This window comes from Nitrospiria bacterium (assembly GCA_036397255.1).
In the GTDB taxonomy this organism is placed as follows: domain Bacteria; phylum Nitrospirota; class Nitrospiria; order DASWJH01; family DASWJH01; genus DASWJH01.
This window is the reverse complement of the sequence record DASWJH010000018.1, coordinates 18,389-33,984: the sequence shown is the minus strand read 5'-3', so window position 1 is coordinate 33,984 and position 15,596 is coordinate 18,389. Positions and strand designations below refer to the sequence as shown.

Sequence of the window (15,596 nt, the reverse complement as noted above, 5' to 3'; positions counted from 1 at the left end):
CACCCATGGTGGAAAAAAGTCCATTGGATTATCAGCGGGCCGGCGTCAATATCGACGAAGGAAATAAATTTGTTAAAATGCTCACCCCCCTAGTCCGTGAAACCCACCGGCCCGAAGTCCTATCGGATATAGGTGGGTTCGGAGGGCTTTTTTGCCTGGACCTCAAAAAGTATCGTCAACCTGTTTTGGTTTCGGGGACCGATGGGGTTGGAACGAAATTAAAACTTTCCTTTCTGCTAAATCAATACAATACCATTGGAATTGATCTCGTTGCCATGTGTGTTAACGATGTGGCTGTGGTGGGTGCAGAGCCGCTCTTTTTTTTAGATTACCTTTCCGTAGGAAAATTAGAAGCGGAACAGTCTTTAGAAGTTATGAAGGGAATTGTGGAGGGATGTAAACAAGCGGGCTGTTCACTTTTAGGTGGGGAAACTGCCGAAATGCCTTCTTTTTATCAGGAAGGGGAGTTTGATTTAGCGGGTTTTTGTGTCGGGGTGGTTGACAAAGAAAAGATGATTAATGGTCGGAGCATTAAAGCGGGGGATCAAATAATTGGTTTTGCTTCCTCCGGATTGCATAGTAATGGGTTTTCTTTGGTTCGTAAACTTTTGTTGGAACAGTTAAAAATGCCCTTGGATGGGTTTGTCCCTGAACTAAAAAAAAACCTAGGTGAGGAACTCATGACCCCTACCCGAATCTACGTAAAATCCGTTTTAAAATTGGTGAGTGAGTTCCCGGTCAAAGGAATTGCCCATATTACGGGGGGAGGGTTAACTGAAAACGTTCCCCGTATCCTACCCAAAGGGTTATCAGCAGTCATCCGTCGGGAGTCTTGGGAAACCCCCTCCATTTTTGGTTTTCTTTCGGAAAAAGGAGAGCTATCGGAAACAGAAATGTTTCGGGTATTTAATATGGGGATAGGGTTGATCATGGTGGTTCCCGGTGGAGTGGAAGAGGGGATGTTAAAGGCCGCAAAAGGTCTGGGAGAAAAGGCTTTTTTGATTGGGAAAATTTCCGAAGGTTCGGGTCAGGTTTGTTATGGTTAAGGAACGAATAGGGTTAGGGATTTTGGTTTCTGGACGCGGGAGTAATTTCCAAGCCATTTTGGATGCGATTGGGAAGGGGAGCCTTTTGGCAAATGTGAATGTTGTCATTAGTGACCGTCCTGAGGTGGAGGCTCTTGAACGAGCAAAAAAATTGAATGTACAAAATGTGTGTGTCGAAGCCTCTTCGTTTGGGAGTCGGGAAGCCCATGAACGGGCTCTTGTAAAGATTTTGGAGAGCTCTCATGTGGATCTGGTTGTCCTTGCGGGTTATCGAAGACTTTTATCCACGGTTCTTATCCAGGCTTTTAAAAACCGAATAATCAATATTCATCCTTCAATCCTTCCAGCCTTTCGAGGGCTTAAAGCCCAAAAACAGGCCCTTGATTATGGTGTTCGAATTTCCGGTTGTACGGTACACTTAGTAGAAGAAGAAATGGATGGCGGCCCCATTATTGTCCAAGCGGCTGTCCCCGTATTTCCGGATGATACGGAAGAAAGCTTATCTTCCCGGATTCTCGACCAAGAGCATCGGATTTATCCTCTGGCGATACAGTGGTTTGCAGAAGGAAGGATCAATGTTGAAGGTCGGCAAGTTTTCGTCCAGGATTTTAGTCACCAGAAAGAAATGACCCTTGCTAACCCATTAACCTGTGGGTAGAGATGCTTTGTCCCAATTGTGGGTATAACCAACAAGAAGGAAATGTTTGTGGCGAATGTCACACCCTACTGAAATCAGTCTCACCCCCTTCGCCCCAAGGAATCGAACAAGGATGGAAAAAACCCAAACCCGTTCGAGAGATAAGCCCAAAAGGTGCTCCAGAAAAGATTATTCCGAAACATCAACAAAACCAAGGGTTGCCAATCTCGCCTTTGAAGGAAAATCCAAAACCTCAGGAAACCCCAAAAAATATTGAACCAGAAAGGGAAGTAAAAGAGGTAAAAAAAATAGAAATAAAAGAAAAAGAAATTCAGGCAGACGAGCTCACTACCCCTTACCAAGAAGGCGTTTCAGTAAGCCTTCACCCGGAAGAAAAAGAAGATCCTCAAAGGGGTTTTGAAGTTGAGGAGAGGAAAAGCGTTTCTTTTAAAGTTCGGAGGCCACAGGACGGGAAAGAATCTCCCCTTTCTATGAGCTTGCAGAAACTTCAGGAGGTCTTGGTCACAACCACTGAAACCCTTGAAGGGGAGAAGATCCATTTCTACCGCGGGTTGGTTCATGCCGATGCTGCAATCAAATTGGATTCTCTTGAAACTATTTTATCATCCATCAAAGAGGTGGGTGGACTTCGAAATACCTCATTTCAAGATCTTCTGAATAAGGCCATCGCCATCGCTACCAGTGATCTAAAAATAGAAGCGGTAAAATTGAATGCCAATGCCATAGTGGGTGTCCGGTTTCAGTATGAGCAGTTTAAAAAAGAAATTTTGGTGGTTCACGTAATGGGAACAGCGGTTCAGACAGGGGGTCCTCCGAAAGAATCCCAAGGGGTTAAAGGTCATGGGTGAGGTTGGGAAGGGTGAAGAGTATATTCAATTGGGGCGCCTTTACCTTAAAGAAGGTAAGCCGGAAGAAGCCCATTATTGCTTTGAGAAAGCTTTTGCTAGGGTAGAGAAAAACTCCGATGTCATTCCATTGGATTTAATTTCATTTTATGGATATACCCTCGCCTATGTTCAGGGTGAAATTGAGGAAGGCCTCCAGCTATGCCGGAAAGTTGTTTCAAGAGGGGAGCCCAAGGGAGATCATTTTTTGAATTTGGGAAGGGTCTACCTATTGCGCGGACAAAAGCCGAAAGCCATCAAAACATTTTACCAGGGCCTCCAAATGGAGCCCCGGCACACGGGGATATTGGTTGAATTAAAACGCTTGGGAAAAAGAAGGCGCCCCTTGCTAAGCCTTTTTTCGCGGCATCATTTTTTAAACCGGTATTTTGGAGTTATTCTTCGAAAAAACCCTTCAGGTTTTCGGTATTGAAGAGGTTGGAGTTACCCTGGAGAGATAAGAGTATATTGAATTGGTATGGGGCGGTAGCTCAGTTGGGACCTGCCGGCAGGCAGGGAGCGGCTGGTTCGCAGATGTATGTTAATATTTTGAAGTCGATTCGAAATAATCGTTTTTATGTTGGACATACGAATGACTTGGAGCGGCGCTTAAAAGAACATTGGTCAGGGGGGACTGCTTCGTTAAAGGGATGGAAGCCATACAAACTTGTTTACTCCGAGAAATTTGAGACGCGAGAAGAAGCAATTTCAAGGGAGAAATATTTTAAAAGTGGGACTGGTCGGGAGAAACGACTAGGCTTAATAACAAACTTTCCTCAGGAATTAGTTCGTGGTTTTAATGTGGGGCGGTAGCTCAGTTGGGAGAGCGTCGCGTTCGCAATGCGAAGGTCGAGGGTTCGATCCCCTTCCGCTCCACCATCCATTTTTCCCAATTCCGGAAAACAACTTCTTACCCCCAATTTGAGTACATTATTGTAGAGGGGGATCGAACGAGGAGTTTTAGGGGAGAGGCTCCCTTATTCTTCGGGGGTCACAGTCCTGGAATTTTCAGGACGCCCTAGGGGGCTGGCCCCCTGGGGAAAGCGAGTTCACTAGAAACGAGCGTGTGAGATTCCCCTTCCGCTCCACCAGGTATTCTTTTTATTGATGCCCTCTTTTCGAGGGCATTTTAATTTTGGGAGACGAAGGCCAAATGAGGAAAAGGGAACGCTAAAAAAGGAACAAGAAAAAATGATCCTATGTATTGCAAAGATAAATCATTGTGATATTTTGGTCCTAGGGTAAATCGTAAAGAAAATTTTTAAAGTAGGAATTTTGAAGAAATTTTAGAAATAGGGAAGGAGACAGGAGGGGCGTTTGGGAAGGTGGGGAAAGGCTATTTTAGGGAATTTACATGAAATCCTAAAGTTTACTCAAACACGGGTTCGTCATTCATTCAACGAATTACAAAATTCTCAAAAAAATGGGGACCCATTCGGTTATGGACGCATTTTTCAATATTTTCCTTTTTGGCAAACCCGATTTGAAATAGAAGGAAGTGCTTACGGGGGGGAAACCGATTATTCAAGGGAGAGAATTTCCCCCCTGAATCTTCCCGAAATTCAAAATTTCTTTAATGTGAAAGATTTATCGATTCTGGAGTTGGGGCCCTTGGAGGGTGGGAACACGTTAAAATTATGTCAAATGGGTGCCCGCAAAGTGACAGCCATCGAGGGGAGGCCTGAAAATTTCATTAAATGTTGTGTGATCAAAAACCTTTACGGTTTGGAGGAAGCCAAATTTTATCTGGATGATGTGAGAAAAATCTCCCAAGAAAAGTATGGAACATTTGATATGGCTTTGGTAGCGGGGATCCTTTACCACTTAGATGATCCCCATTTGTTACTCAACCGTTTGAGTCAGATGACCGATGTGCTCCTTTTGGCAACCCACTATGCGGATGAAGCCTCCCCTTTTCCCACTGCCCAGGTAATAGAACTTTCTACAGAATTTGGAACCTATCGAGGTAAAGTATATAGTGAAGGGGCCCAGGTCAATATTAATTCCGGTCTTCAACCCACTTCTTTCTGGCCATTTGAAAACGACCTTCTTCAGATGTGTAAAGATATCGGCTTTAAAGATATCACTGTTCTTAAAAAGAATCCTATCCCTTCAGAACCATTTAAAGTCATATTTTTTATAGCCAAAAAATAGTCCCGGCCCAACAAGATCTGTTTCTATCCCTTCGGTCCAACCTTTAATAAACCCCATTTATAAAAAGAAATATGAACGTATGTTATCAGAGATATGACCAAAAAGTGTCTCCCTCCCCTTAAAAGCCTTATTACTCATCTCCTTTCCATGGATTTTTTTGTTTGAAAAAAGTTCTTTTTAAATGAATCTATAAGAAAATGGATTTATGGGGCCCTTAAAGGGCCAAACCCTTATTTTTTTGAAAGTTTTTTTCTAAAATTTATAGCCCAAAATGTCAAAAAGTGTCACCAAAACCTTTTGATTGTGACGTTTTATGTTTACTGATTGATTTTGTCTCAAATCCCTAATCTACAATAAGTCATTGATAATTATATGAAATTCTGTAGGTCTGTGGGTCCCATTTCGCTGGCATCATTCCTGCTATTTATACGGGACAACGATCCGTTTTTTAGGTTGCCTTTTATTCGGCTTCCAGATGGAGAAGGATAACAACGAAAAAAAGGAGGTTTCGATGTTTAAAGTTCTTAAAGGTAAAAAAGGTTTTACACTGATTGAGTTAATGATCGTGGTTGCGATCATCGGAATTCTGGCGGCCATCGCCATTCCAAACTTCTTAAAATTCCAGGCCAAATCCCGTCAGGCAGAGGTTAAAACAAACCTAGGAGGGATGTTTACGGCTGAAGAGTCTTATAGGGCTGAGTTTTCCACCTATGTGACAGACCTGATTGCCATTGGGTGGGGTCCGTCCGGCTCTCCTCGTTACCTGTATGGTTTTTTGACGGAGTTTGGTGGTACCGCTACCACTAAGGACACGTTGGTGAGCGGAATTTGTGCGGCTAATGCTGCTTGCCGAATCACCAACATGAATGACAGTACAGGTACGCCCTATGGCAATGGGGACCTTCCTGCAAGTACCGCCAGTGCGACGTTCTATACCGCGGGGGCCGTAGGAAACGTGGATAACGATGTCACTGATGATCAGTGGACCATGACGGCCACTCGGGTCCAAACCAATGTGACTAACGACGTATCTCAGTAATTAAAAAAGAAAGAAGGGGAAGGTGGATTTTTAAAAACCTTCCCCTTTCTTTTTAAGGTGTCCATATGAGATTGCTTTTACAAAAAAAAGGATTCACCCTAATCGAGTTGATGATTGTGGTTGCCATTATTGGAATTTTAGCCGCCATTGCCATCCCCAATTTCCTTAAATTTCAGGCCAAAGCTAGACAGGCGGAGGTCAAAGCAAACTTAGGATCCCTTCATACCGCACTAGAATCATTCAATGCAGAATATGGGTCTTATACTACGGATTTATTTATTATAGGGTGGTTGCCCTCCGGGACCCCCCGATATGATTATGGATTTTTGACAGACGCCCCCGATCCGGGGGGGGCTTTGGGAGGTTCGGGTGTGGCGGCAGGGCGAAATTCTGCCGATGCGGTTTTGCCAGCCTCACAATTAGTAAGTATGAGAAAAAGCAATGGAACCCAGTATGAAGCGGGTGACCTTCCAGCAAGTACCGCTTCCCGGACCGCCTATACCGCGGGGGCGATTGGGAATTTAGACGATGATCCCACAGACGATATCTGGACCATGGGGCAGGATCGAAATTTGATAAATTTTTACCCCAACGACGTTGGAAGTTAGGGGGTTTTTCAAGAGACCGGAACGGGTCAAATGAGTAACAAAAGTAATCCCACATTCCCTTCCTTTTTGAGCTTTTTCCTTTTAACTCTTCTATGTATCGCAGCCGTTTACCAAGGGGGGAGTCCCTATCCTTCTCTCACCCTTTTACGTTTAGGGGTTCTATCTTTAGCGGGTATGGTTATATGGCTTTTTCTTAAAACCTGTCCGTTTGAAATCCCCAAAAGCACTTCCTATCCCTATATACTCCTCTTTGTTCTTTTCATTATTTGGACAACCGTCCTCTCTCCATATAAAAATATCAGCATTGAGTGGGGGATAACCCTTGCCATGTATATATTCTTTTTTGGATTGACCCTTTTATTTTTTCAGTCCAAAGAAAAGATTTGGTTTGGGATCGGTTGCCTATTGATATTAGGAATGTTTGAAGCCCTCCTGGGGATTGTTCAATTTTTTATTTTGGACTATTCCCGGGCCAAAGGGACTTTTTTTAATCCAAATTTTTTCGGTGGGTTTTTGGTTCCCATAATATCCCTTCTAATGGCGTTCTTATTTTTTAAAAATCGGGGGGTTGAACAAGACATTGAATCGGTTTTAAAGAGAAGTTGTCCAATCTCTTTAAAGGGCCTGGCTGGAATTTGTGTGGTTTTTATGGTTTTTGGGTTGTTTTTGTCGGGGTCCCGTGGGGCGATCCTATCTTTTTTGGTCTCCGGTTTGATTCTCCTTTGCGTGGGTTATGGGAAAAAAGGGTTCATCGGGCTTTTTTTATTTTTCATTTTATTTCTGGTTATCCCTAATCCCGTTCATGAGCGTTTAATGAAACTTGCTACACTGGATCTCTCTTCTTATTCAAGATTTGACATTTGGACTCAATCATGGAAAATGCTAATGGATCATCCCAAGGGGGTAGGCCTTGGAATGTTCAAATATTATTGGCCTCAGTATAATTTTCCCTTGGAGGGAACTTTTTCACGCTTTGGTCGATGGACGGTTACGCCTCATAATGAATTTCTTCAAATCGGGGTGGAAATGGGATTTGCCGGTTTAGGGGTTTTCCTTTTGGGGTTGTTTTCTTTTGGCCGGGATTGCTGGAAAAAAATGTATCGGAAGACTTCTGAAAATTTTTTAGCTATTGTGATCGGTCTGGCCACAGGAATGATCGGTACATTATGTCATAGTTTCGTGGATTCCAATTTTCATGAGCCTGCCATTGCGCTTCTTTTTAGTTTTTCCGCTGGTCTGCTGATTTGTATAAAAAAGTTGATCCATCCGGAGGATTGTTTTCGAATTAACCCCCCCCAAAAAAAATATTCACAGATCCAATTCTATAAAGTTTCTACCGTAATTGTTTTTGTGCTCTTAGGCTTGATCATTGTAAAACCTATGTTAGGATATTCCTATTCAAGAATGGGAGACCAGGCTTTAAAAGAGGAGAATTTGGATCTTGCGGCACGTTATTACGAAAATGCCACCTGGTGGGACCCAGGAAAAACACAATATCATTCCAATCTGTCGGCAACTCTGTTTTTAAAATATGTCACCACCAAGAATGTAGAGTGGGTCAATGATGCCAATTTTGAGTTGGTTTACTCCGGTTATTTGAACCCCAAAAATGAGGAATTCCCAAGGAGGTTGGGGTATGTTTATTCCGTAGTTGCCCTTTTTACGGAAGAAAAAGAAATTCAGGAATATCTTTATGAAATTTCCCTTGGATATTATGGGAAGGCCATTGAACTGAACCCCTTTCAAACCCAAAATTTCCAAGAGGCGGGAAAAATCCATTTAAAATTAAGCGATTTCCAAACCGCAAGGGGGGCTTTTGAAAAAGCGTTGGAACTGGAGCCCTTTTTCCTTCCTTCTCTTGTTTCTCTGGGACAGATGGATTTGGATGAGGGGCATATCAAACAGGGGGCCAACCGATTTTCTAGGGTTTTGGAATTGTACAAAAACTCATTTAACTGGAAGGGGTTGACTCCCTATGAGAAAGAATTTTTAAAAATTGATATTAAAGGGGTCAGAGGTTCTTTGAAGGGGGTTCACGAATTAAATAGAGATCATGGAAAACAGGATTTTTAAAAGGTGGTTCATCGGTGTTTTAATTTTAAGCATTTTTCCCATTTTGGGGATCATGGTTGTGGTGCAGCAAAAAATTGATCGTCAAAAGGGAACCTTTGAAAAAATAGAGAAATTCTCCTACCTTCCCTCAGGTCAATTTTTAAGTGTTGCCGCCTTAGAATATCGGGAGGCTTTCGCGGATTTATTATGGTTGAGGGCGATTCAGTATGTGGGGAGTGCGGATCGAAATGAAATGGGCAATAGTTGGTTTTTTGGGGTATTGGACCGGGTGACGGATCTGGATCCGAATTTTGCCTATGCCTATCAATTCGGGGGAATTGTTCTTTCTGTTATGTCTGATGAGGTAGCACTTAGTAATGCCATTTTAGAAAAAGGTTTAAAAAATAGACCCGATTATTGGCAAATTCCTTTTCACCTTGGGTTTAACTATTTCTACCATATGAAGGACTCCTTAGAGGCGGCAAAGTATATGGAAATTGCTTCCAAGATAGAGGGGCATCCTCCTTATCTTCCCCTTTTAGTGGCGCGGTTTTATAGTAAAGGAGATGAGGAGAAAACTGCTTTGGTATTTTTGTTAAGCGTTTATGAAAATACCCGGGATGAACGAATTAAAATGAAAATCGCTGAAAGAATTGAAGCTTTTAGAAAGGGAGAGAAATTTTAAATGGTTCTAGTAGAAAAAATTGTTTTAAAGAAAGGTGTGCCATGGAGGTTATTCGAACAGAGGATTTAACCAAAGTATTTCGATCCGGTTTTCGTCGGAAACAATTTTTGGCCTTGGATCGTTTGGGTTTTCAAGTTCAGGAAGGGGAGATTTTCGGGTTTTTGGGGCCCAATGGCGCTGGAAAGACCACCACTTTAAAAGTTTTAATGGGCTTTATTCGTCCTTCCTCTGGAAAGGCTTGGTTATTAGGGGAGGCGTTGGGAAACCCTAAGGTCAAGCAACAGATTGGGTTTCTTCCGGAGTCCCCTTATTTTTACGATTATTTAACCGCAAAGGAATTTCTTGGTTTTTATGGAAGGCTATTTGGCCTTTCAAAAAAAGAAATAAAGGAAAGAACAGAAGACTTGTTAAAATTAGTGGGACTTGGGTCCCGTGGGACCCTCCAATTAAGAAAATTCTCTAAAGGGATGTTACAGAGAATTGGAATCGCCCAAGCCCTCATCAATGATCCCAAACTGGTGATTTTGGATGAACCCATGTCGGGTTTAGATCCCATCGGACGAAAGGAAGTTCGGGATCTTATTTTGCGGTTAAAGGGGCAGGGGAAGACGGTGTTTTTTAGTTCCCATATTATTCCAGATGTTGAGATGGTCTGTGACCGAGTGGGTATTCTGGTCAAAGGCCGTTTGAAGGATATTGGCCATCTCAATGAAATTCTAGAAACAAGAATAAAATATACAGAGGTGGTGATCGGTGCATGTGATGACCCCCTGGTTAATGCCCTGGACCCTTTTTCGGGGGGATATTCGAAAAGCGGTGAACAGTTTATTTTTCGCATTGCTAGTGAGGATAACCTTGAAAAAGTTCTGGTCACTGTCATGAATTTAAAAGGAAAAATTATTTCCGTTTTGCCGATTAAGGAAACGTTGGAGGAACATTTCATTCGGGAATCTAAAGAAGGAAACGGATAGGGATGAAACTTTTTGCCATTGCTTATAATACCTTTAAAGAAGCGGTTCGGGATAAAATATTATACAATTTGCTGATTTTTGCCCTTCTCCTGATTGGCGGGTCAATTTTGATTGCAACACTGACGGTGGGAGAACAATCTAAAATAATTATGGACATTGGGTTGGCCAGTATCAACCTGTTCGGAGTGATGATTGCCATTTTTTTGGGGATTGGTTTAGTGAGCAAGGAAATCGAGAAAAGGACCATTTACACGGTTCTTTCAAAACCCATTGGCAGGTCTCAATTTCTCTTGGGAAAATATGCCGGTTTACTGTTAACCCTCTTGGTGAATTCTATGATTATGACCGTAGGGCTTTATTTGGTGTTAATGGTCAATGAGGTTCGCTGGAGCCATAGTATGTGGAACGTGGAACCTCGAATTTTGCAGGCGGTGTTTCTCATCTACTTGGAGTTAATGATCATCACGGGGGTTGCCCTTTTGTTTTCCACCTTTACCACCTCTACCCTTGCGGCCATATTTTCCATTTTCATTTATGTAATCGGTCATATCAGCGGAGATTTGGTGGGGTTGAGTCAGAAAGTTTCCATAGGTTTTTTAAGTGTTTTGTTAAAAGGTCTGTATTATATCCTTCCCAACCTTGATCAGTTTGACATTAAAGGACAAGTTGTTCATCAGGTTTTGGTGGAACCTTCCTATTTTCTGTTAACCTCGATCTATGCCTTCCTTTACGTCAGTTTATTGTTTGTTATTTCCTCGGTTATTTTCCAAAGGCGGGAATTTAAATAACCCCTCTTCTAATTTCTCCCACCCTTTTTTGGGTTTCTTGACAGGTTCCGAATTTACGTTAGACTGTTCATATAATGAACAGTTTGGATGATGAAGCCCTTCGAACGTTACATATCCTAAATGAGGTTTCAAAAAACAATCAATTAACCCAACGGGTCCTTAGTGAACGCCTGGGGGTTGCACTTGGGTGTACTAATCTATATCTAAAACGTCTTATTAAGAAGGGTTTGATCAAAGTTAAGGGGATTCCTGGGAAAAGGTATTTATATTATCTTACCCCCAATGGATTTTCAGAAAAAACGGCTTTATCCTTCCGGTATATACAATTTTCCTGGAAAAATTTTAAGGAACTTAGACAGCAATGGCTTGGGGTCTTTGAAGACCTTCAAATATATGGTGTGAGAAGAGTTGTGCTTTGTGGGACGGATGGGATGTCTGAACTTGCGTTTCTTTCCATAGGGGAAACCGACCTTGAAGTTGTTGGAGTAGTTGATGAAGAGAGGGTTGGTAAAAATTTTTGTGGTCATAAGATTGAACCATTTTCATGGGTATGCAGAAATAAATTCGATCGAATAATATTAATACCCAATCCAATTGAATTAGGTAAAGTTCAGAACCACCGGGAAGCGTTGATTTCTAATGGTGTGGGAGAAGAAGAAATGGTTTTTTTGAACCCTGGAGAACATAGTTTAAGGAAGGAAAAAAGTAATAAAGCGTGGATTTATTCGAATGGAAGTTAAACCGTTAACGATTATAGAACCCCGAAAAGGTGTTCGCCCAGTAAAATTTAAAGATTTTATCCATTATTTTGATCTGTTTTATTTTTTGGTTCTAAGAAGTATTAAAGTTAAATATAAACAGACATTTTTAGGGCCCATTTGGGCTTTGGTTCGACCGATCACCCAAATATTAATTTTAAGTGTTTTTTTTGGGAAAGTCCTAGGTGTTCCTTCAAATGGGGTACCCTATCCCCTCTTTGTTTTAGGGGGGTTACTTCCTTGGATTCTCTTTGTGTCGATTATTTCCCAATCGACAGAAAGTGTGGTTGGGTTTTCAAATATTATTAAAAAAGTTTTTTTCCCTCGTTTTATTATTCCCATGTCCACCTTGGGTCCTGCATTAATTGAGTTTTTTTTGGCCAATGTACTTCTAGTGGGTTTAATGGTTTATTACAGATTCTCCCCAGGAAGAGAAATTATTTTAATCCCATTTTTGGTATTTTTGACCGTTATTTCAGCAATTGGAATAGGGATGTTTTTAGCCGCTTGGAATGTTTTTTTTCGGGATTTTCGGTTTATGGTTCCTCTTTTGCTCCAGGGTTGGATGTTTTTAACTCCTATTATTTATCCATTGAGTATTATTCCAAAATCTTGGCAGAAATGGTTTTATTTTAACCCCATGACTGGCATTGTTCAAAATTATAAAGCAGCATTGGTAAATCAACCCTATGACATTTTTGGACTTATGGTTTCCACTTTTCTTTGCTTTGGTTTGTTTTTGTGTGGTTTTATTTTTTTTATTCGGTCAGAACATAAATTTGTTGATGCTTTATAAACAGTTTTTTAAAAAGGTATAGATAATGGATCCGGCGATTGCCGTCAAAGGGTTAGGCAAGTGCTATACACTTGGTCAAGCAGCCAAGGGTTTTCCATTTTTTCAACAAAAAGTTTCGGAGGTATTCCAAAACTCCTTCCTAAAAAATGGAAAGAAGAGCCCATCTTATGGCCAAAGGGAAGTAATTTGGGCCTTAAGGGATGTCTCTTTTGAGGTGAAACCCGGAGAGGTTGTTGGAATAATCGGTCGTAATGGGACAGGAAAAAGCACTTTATTGAAAATTTTAAGTAGAATTACTGAGCCTACGGAAGGTAAGGCCGAACTAAGGGGAACAGTGGCCAGTCTCTTGGAAGTGGGAACCGGGTTTCATCCAGATTTAACCGGTCGGGAAAATATTTATCTAAACGGTGTTTTGATGGGCATGAAGAAAAAGGAAATCGACGGGAAATTTGATGAAATAGTGGATTTTGCAGAAATAGAGAAATTTCTGGATACCCCTGTTAAGCGTTATTCCACTGGAATGTATCTTAGGTTAGCCTTTTCTGTGGCTGCTCATCTGGAGGCGGAAATTCTTTTGGTGGATGAGGTTTTGGCGGTGGGGGACGCAACTTTCCAGGAAAAGTGCCTTGGTAAAATTGGCGACGTTGCCAAAGGGGGACGAACCGTTTTGTTTGTGAGCCATAATATGGCTTCAATTGTAAAACTGTGTAACTATGCCCTTTGGATTGACAACGGGAGAATCCGCTCAAATGGCCTTCCGGAAAAAGCAGTTCAAACGTATTTAACCTCAAATTTGTTTACATCTGATGGAAGAGTCGAGTTTTCTGAACCAGAAAATACGAAAGAAGTATTCATTCGTTCCGTGGATTTGAGAGACCAATATGGCGAAGTAACTCCAAGTTTTAACATTTTTTCTCCCATCTATGTACATGTAACTTTTTGCTGTAAACGGAAATTCCTTAACTGGAGGGTGTTTGTTTCAGTAACCCGTTACGATGGTGTTGTCGTTTTTTCAACCACAACGTGGGATTATAACAGTATTCGCTATCCAGTGGGCCCAGGCGTTTACCATGCCAGATTACTAATCCCAGGACGGTTTTTAGGACCTGCCAGTTATCTTTTAACTGTTGCTTTTAATGAGCCAGGTAAAGGAAGGCTTGATGTTCTTGAGAATATTCTCCGCTTTGATATTTTTGGGACCGCCTTTGATTATGGACGCAACATTGGACTTTTAGTCTATCCGTTTGAATGGAAGGTTGATGGCGATCAATAATATTAAAAGGGAAAAGGGGATAGAATACTCACCACGCATGGTTATGGGGAGGAAAAATGCTGCAAAGCAGGGAATCATTCATTGGATACAAAGGTGGGTTTTTTTCAAGAATTCCAGAAGCGCAAGACCAAAAATATTAGCGAATAGCATTCCAAAGGCAGGAACAAATTTACTTCTTGAGGTATTCAAAAATATGGAAGGTCTTCAAAACGCAAATCGAGGAGTGGATTTTCTAATGTCATTTTCGGAAATTAAGGCCTCACTGAGAGAACTGAGGGAGGGAGAATATCTATATGGCCATCTTTACTATGACCAAGAAATTGGTTCCTTTCTAAAACAGTTTTCCGTTTCTCATGTTCTTATTGTCAGAGATCCACGAGATGTGGCAGTGTCGCTGGCGTTTTATGTGAAAACACGATCTTCCAATCGTCTCCACGAATATTTCCGGGGTTTGAATTCGGATATGGAACGCATCCTTTGTTCAATTCAGGGGGTTCCGGATAATGTTTTGGCGGGAAAAACTGGATTGCTAAGTTTAGCAGAACGGTATCGGCGATTTTCTCCGTGGCTCAAAGATGAACGATGTCTGATTATCAGGTTTGAAGATTTGATTGGCCGCCAAGGAAGGGGAGACCGCGAGAAACAGCTCAAGACCATCAAATGTATTTCCCAACATATTGGCATTCCGCTTAAAGAGGATCAAATCCAAAATATAGCCAATGGTTTGTTTAACAAACTCTCTCCGACGTTTAGAGCCGGAAATATAGGTGGATGGAAAGAGTATTTGGACCCAATGATGATGGCAAAGTTAGAGGCTGATAAAGCAATTTATAGGGCTTATGGCTATGAACTATGAGCATGGGTTAGGGCGCTTTAGGGTAGTCTTATATTTCGAACACATCTTCGTAATGTAGTCAATTTCTTTGAGAAAAAGAGCCTTCACCTGTGTGGGTGGGATTCTGGATTTCCCTTAATTGGAAAGGAAAAAAAAGGTTTTAAAAAATGGTTCTTCCAGCATTTGTGGGGATAGGGGCCCCTCGGTGTGGGACACGCTGGCTAGCTCAATGTCTTTCAGAGCATCCCCAGATTGCCCTGCCCCCAAGCGAGGTCTATTTTTTTACAACCCGAAGGATGGTGCACTCGAACTGGTCGAAAGGTTTAACCTGGTACTCTGAACAATTTGAAAAACATTTGAAGCCTGGAATTACGACATGGGGTGAGATAACCCCGATTTATTTGTTTGATGATGATACACCCCACTTAATGAATCAATGTATTCCTAAGGCTAAGTTAATTTGTTGCCTGAGAGATCAATCCGATCGAGCTTTTTCATGGTATCGGCTTTTCTTGCGATTTAATCCAGATATCTTTTGGACAAATTATTCCTTTAGGCAATTTATGATTTACCATACCGAGGTATATGGGAGAGAGGGGTTTTATTTAGACCATTTGCAGAAATATTTTGATATGTATCCCAGAGAGTCAATTCTAGTTCTCCTCTATGAGGATCTAGAAAAGGATCCAACAGCCTATATCCAGGCGGTTTTCCGTTTCCTGCAGGTTAATCCAACCTTTGTACCTCCATCGGTAAGGAAGCAGATCAATCCCATGAATCTTCTTTTACCCAGAAGTAAAGTGCTAGGAGGATTCTTGGAAAGAAATAAAAATAAATTGCGGGGAAGTAAGATTGGAAAATTTCTTAATCAAATCAATACCAAGGAAGTTGTAGGGGCTAACTTTCCGAGTAGACATCAATTGAGTTCTGAAATCAGAGAAAGAATGTTTGATTTGTATTATAGCCATAACAAAAACCTCGGAGAATTTTTAGGTCGTGATTTGAATCACTGGAACTGTCCGTAGTTCTGGAATTTTCAAGGTGAGAAA

Annotated in this window: 17 protein-coding genes and 1 tRNA gene; all 18 read left to right on the top strand. The window is 41.5% G+C overall.

What is annotated here, in order from left to right; translation table 11 throughout:
* Window positions 1-5: 5 nt before the first annotated feature.
* Window positions 6-1,046: a phosphoribosylformylglycinamidine cyclo-ligase gene (gene purM, locus VGB26_02755; protein ID HEX9756703.1), complete on the top strand. Its 1,041-nt coding sequence runs from the start codon at window positions 6-8 to the stop codon at window positions 1,044-1,046.
* Complete coding sequence (gene purN / locus VGB26_02750; GenBank protein HEX9756702.1) at window positions 1,039-1,704, top strand: phosphoribosylglycinamide formyltransferase; 666 nt, start codon at window positions 1,039-1,041, stop codon at window positions 1,702-1,704. The genes purM and purN overlap by 8 nt, the downstream gene beginning before the upstream one ends.
* A 2-nt stretch (window positions 1,705-1,706) precedes the next feature.
* Window positions 1,707-2,552 (top strand): heavy metal-binding domain-containing protein, encoded by an 846-nt coding sequence (locus VGB26_02745; GenBank protein ID HEX9756701.1) that lies wholly within the window; start codon window positions 1,707-1,709, stop codon window positions 2,550-2,552.
* Complete coding sequence (locus VGB26_02740) at window positions 2,545-3,021, top strand: tetratricopeptide repeat protein (protein HEX9756700.1); 477 nt, start codon at window positions 2,545-2,547, stop codon at window positions 3,019-3,021. Before VGB26_02745 ends, VGB26_02740 begins: the two co-directional genes overlap by 8 nt.
* Window positions 3,022-3,026: 5 nt before the next feature.
* Entirely contained in the window at window positions 3,027-3,401 is a 375-nt protein-coding gene (locus VGB26_02735) for a GIY-YIG nuclease family protein (GenBank protein HEX9756699.1), read from the top strand.
* Window positions 3,392-3,467: transfer RNA gene (locus VGB26_02730), tRNA-Ala, on the top strand. Before VGB26_02735 ends, VGB26_02730 begins: the two co-directional genes overlap by 10 nt.
* Window positions 3,468-3,905: 438 nt before the next feature.
* Complete coding sequence (locus tag VGB26_02725; GenBank protein HEX9756698.1) at window positions 3,906-4,742, top strand: class I SAM-dependent methyltransferase; 837 nt, start codon at window positions 3,906-3,908, stop codon at window positions 4,740-4,742.
* A gap of 511 nt (window positions 4,743-5,253) precedes the next feature.
* Window positions 5,254-5,781: a prepilin-type N-terminal cleavage/methylation domain-containing protein gene (locus tag VGB26_02720; protein ID HEX9756697.1), complete on the top strand. Its 528-nt coding sequence runs from the start codon at window positions 5,254-5,256 to the stop codon at window positions 5,779-5,781.
* A 65-nt stretch (window positions 5,782-5,846) separates the two neighbouring features.
* Window positions 5,847-6,389, top strand: a complete 543-nt coding sequence (locus tag VGB26_02715; GenBank protein HEX9756696.1) for a prepilin-type N-terminal cleavage/methylation domain-containing protein — start codon at window positions 5,847-5,849, stop codon at window positions 6,387-6,389.
* A gap of 30 nt (window positions 6,390-6,419) precedes the next feature.
* Entirely contained in the window at window positions 6,420-8,462 is a 2,043-nt protein-coding gene (locus VGB26_02710) for an O-antigen ligase family protein (protein ID HEX9756695.1), read from the top strand.
* A complete protein-coding gene (locus VGB26_02705; protein HEX9756694.1) occupies window positions 8,443-9,126 on the top strand; it encodes a hypothetical protein in 684 nt (227 codons plus the stop codon). The genes VGB26_02710 and VGB26_02705 overlap by 20 nt, the downstream gene beginning before the upstream one ends.
* A gap of 41 nt (window positions 9,127-9,167) precedes the next feature.
* The gene (locus VGB26_02700) at window positions 9,168-10,097 is read left to right on the top strand and encodes an ABC transporter ATP-binding protein (protein ID HEX9756693.1); all 930 of its coding nucleotides are present in this window, start codon (window positions 9,168-9,170) and stop codon (window positions 10,095-10,097) included.
* Between the two features lie 2 nt (window positions 10,098-10,099).
* Window positions 10,100-10,885 (top strand): ABC transporter permease, encoded by a 786-nt coding sequence (locus VGB26_02695; protein HEX9756692.1) that lies wholly within the window; start codon window positions 10,100-10,102, stop codon window positions 10,883-10,885.
* A 74-nt stretch (window positions 10,886-10,959) separates the two neighbouring features.
* Window positions 10,960-11,625 (top strand): winged helix-turn-helix transcriptional regulator, encoded by a 666-nt coding sequence (locus VGB26_02690; protein ID HEX9756691.1) that lies wholly within the window; start codon window positions 10,960-10,962, stop codon window positions 11,623-11,625.
* On the top strand, window positions 11,615-12,439 hold the full coding sequence (locus VGB26_02685) for an ABC transporter permease (GenBank protein HEX9756690.1): 825 nt from the start codon (window positions 11,615-11,617) through the stop codon (window positions 12,437-12,439). Before VGB26_02690 ends, VGB26_02685 begins: the two co-directional genes overlap by 11 nt.
* A 25-nt stretch (window positions 12,440-12,464) precedes the next feature.
* Window positions 12,465-13,712 (top strand): ABC transporter ATP-binding protein, encoded by a 1,248-nt coding sequence (locus tag VGB26_02680; GenBank protein ID HEX9756689.1) that lies wholly within the window; start codon window positions 12,465-12,467, stop codon window positions 13,710-13,712.
* The gene (locus VGB26_02675; protein HEX9756688.1) at window positions 13,699-14,568 is read left to right on the top strand and encodes a sulfotransferase domain-containing protein; all 870 of its coding nucleotides are present in this window, start codon (window positions 13,699-13,701) and stop codon (window positions 14,566-14,568) included. The genes VGB26_02680 and VGB26_02675 overlap by 14 nt, the downstream gene beginning before the upstream one ends.
* A 146-nt stretch (window positions 14,569-14,714) precedes the next feature.
* Window positions 14,715-15,572, top strand: a complete 858-nt coding sequence (locus VGB26_02670; protein ID HEX9756687.1) for a sulfotransferase — start codon at window positions 14,715-14,717, stop codon at window positions 15,570-15,572.
* The last annotated feature ends 24 nt before the right edge of the window (window positions 15,573-15,596 follow it).

Excerpts from the sequence above, each read along its gene's own strand:
- purN (HEX9756702.1), top strand. The coding sequence starts at position 1,039 with ATGGTTAAGGAACGAATAGGGTTAGGGATTTTGGTTTCTGGACGCGGG.
- VGB26_02695 (HEX9756692.1), top strand. The coding sequence starts at position 10,100 with ATGAAACTTTTTGCCATTGCTTATAATACCTTTAAAGAAGCGGTTCGG.
- VGB26_02680 (HEX9756689.1), top strand. The coding sequence starts at position 12,465 with ATGGATCCGGCGATTGCCGTCAAAGGGTTAGGCAAGTGCTATACACTT.
- VGB26_02745 (HEX9756701.1), top strand. The coding sequence starts at position 1,707 with ATGCTTTGTCCCAATTGTGGGTATAACCAACAAGAAGGAAATGTTTGT.
- VGB26_02690 (HEX9756691.1), top strand. The coding sequence starts at position 10,960 with ATGAACAGTTTGGATGATGAAGCCCTTCGAACGTTACATATCCTAAAT.
- VGB26_02715 (HEX9756696.1), top strand. The coding sequence starts at position 5,847 with ATGAGATTGCTTTTACAAAAAAAAGGATTCACCCTAATCGAGTTGATG.
- VGB26_02670 (HEX9756687.1), top strand. The coding sequence starts at position 14,715 with ATGGTTCTTCCAGCATTTGTGGGGATAGGGGCCCCTCGGTGTGGGACA.
- VGB26_02675 (HEX9756688.1), top strand. The coding sequence starts at position 13,699 with ATGGCGATCAATAATATTAAAAGGGAAAAGGGGATAGAATACTCACCA.
- VGB26_02705 (HEX9756694.1), top strand. The coding sequence starts at position 8,443 with ATGGAAAACAGGATTTTTAAAAGGTGGTTCATCGGTGTTTTAATTTTA.
- VGB26_02710 (HEX9756695.1), top strand. The coding sequence starts at position 6,420 with ATGAGTAACAAAAGTAATCCCACATTCCCTTCCTTTTTGAGCTTTTTC.
- VGB26_02685 (HEX9756690.1), top strand. The coding sequence starts at position 11,615 with ATGGAAGTTAAACCGTTAACGATTATAGAACCCCGAAAAGGTGTTCGC.
- VGB26_02700 (HEX9756693.1), top strand. The coding sequence starts at position 9,168 with ATGGAGGTTATTCGAACAGAGGATTTAACCAAAGTATTTCGATCCGGT.
- VGB26_02740 (HEX9756700.1), top strand. The coding sequence starts at position 2,545 with ATGGGTGAGGTTGGGAAGGGTGAAGAGTATATTCAATTGGGGCGCCTT.
- VGB26_02720 (HEX9756697.1), top strand. The coding sequence starts at position 5,254 with ATGTTTAAAGTTCTTAAAGGTAAAAAAGGTTTTACACTGATTGAGTTA.
- purM (HEX9756703.1), top strand. The coding sequence starts at position 6 with ATGGTGGAAAAAAGTCCATTGGATTATCAGCGGGCCGGCGTCAATATC.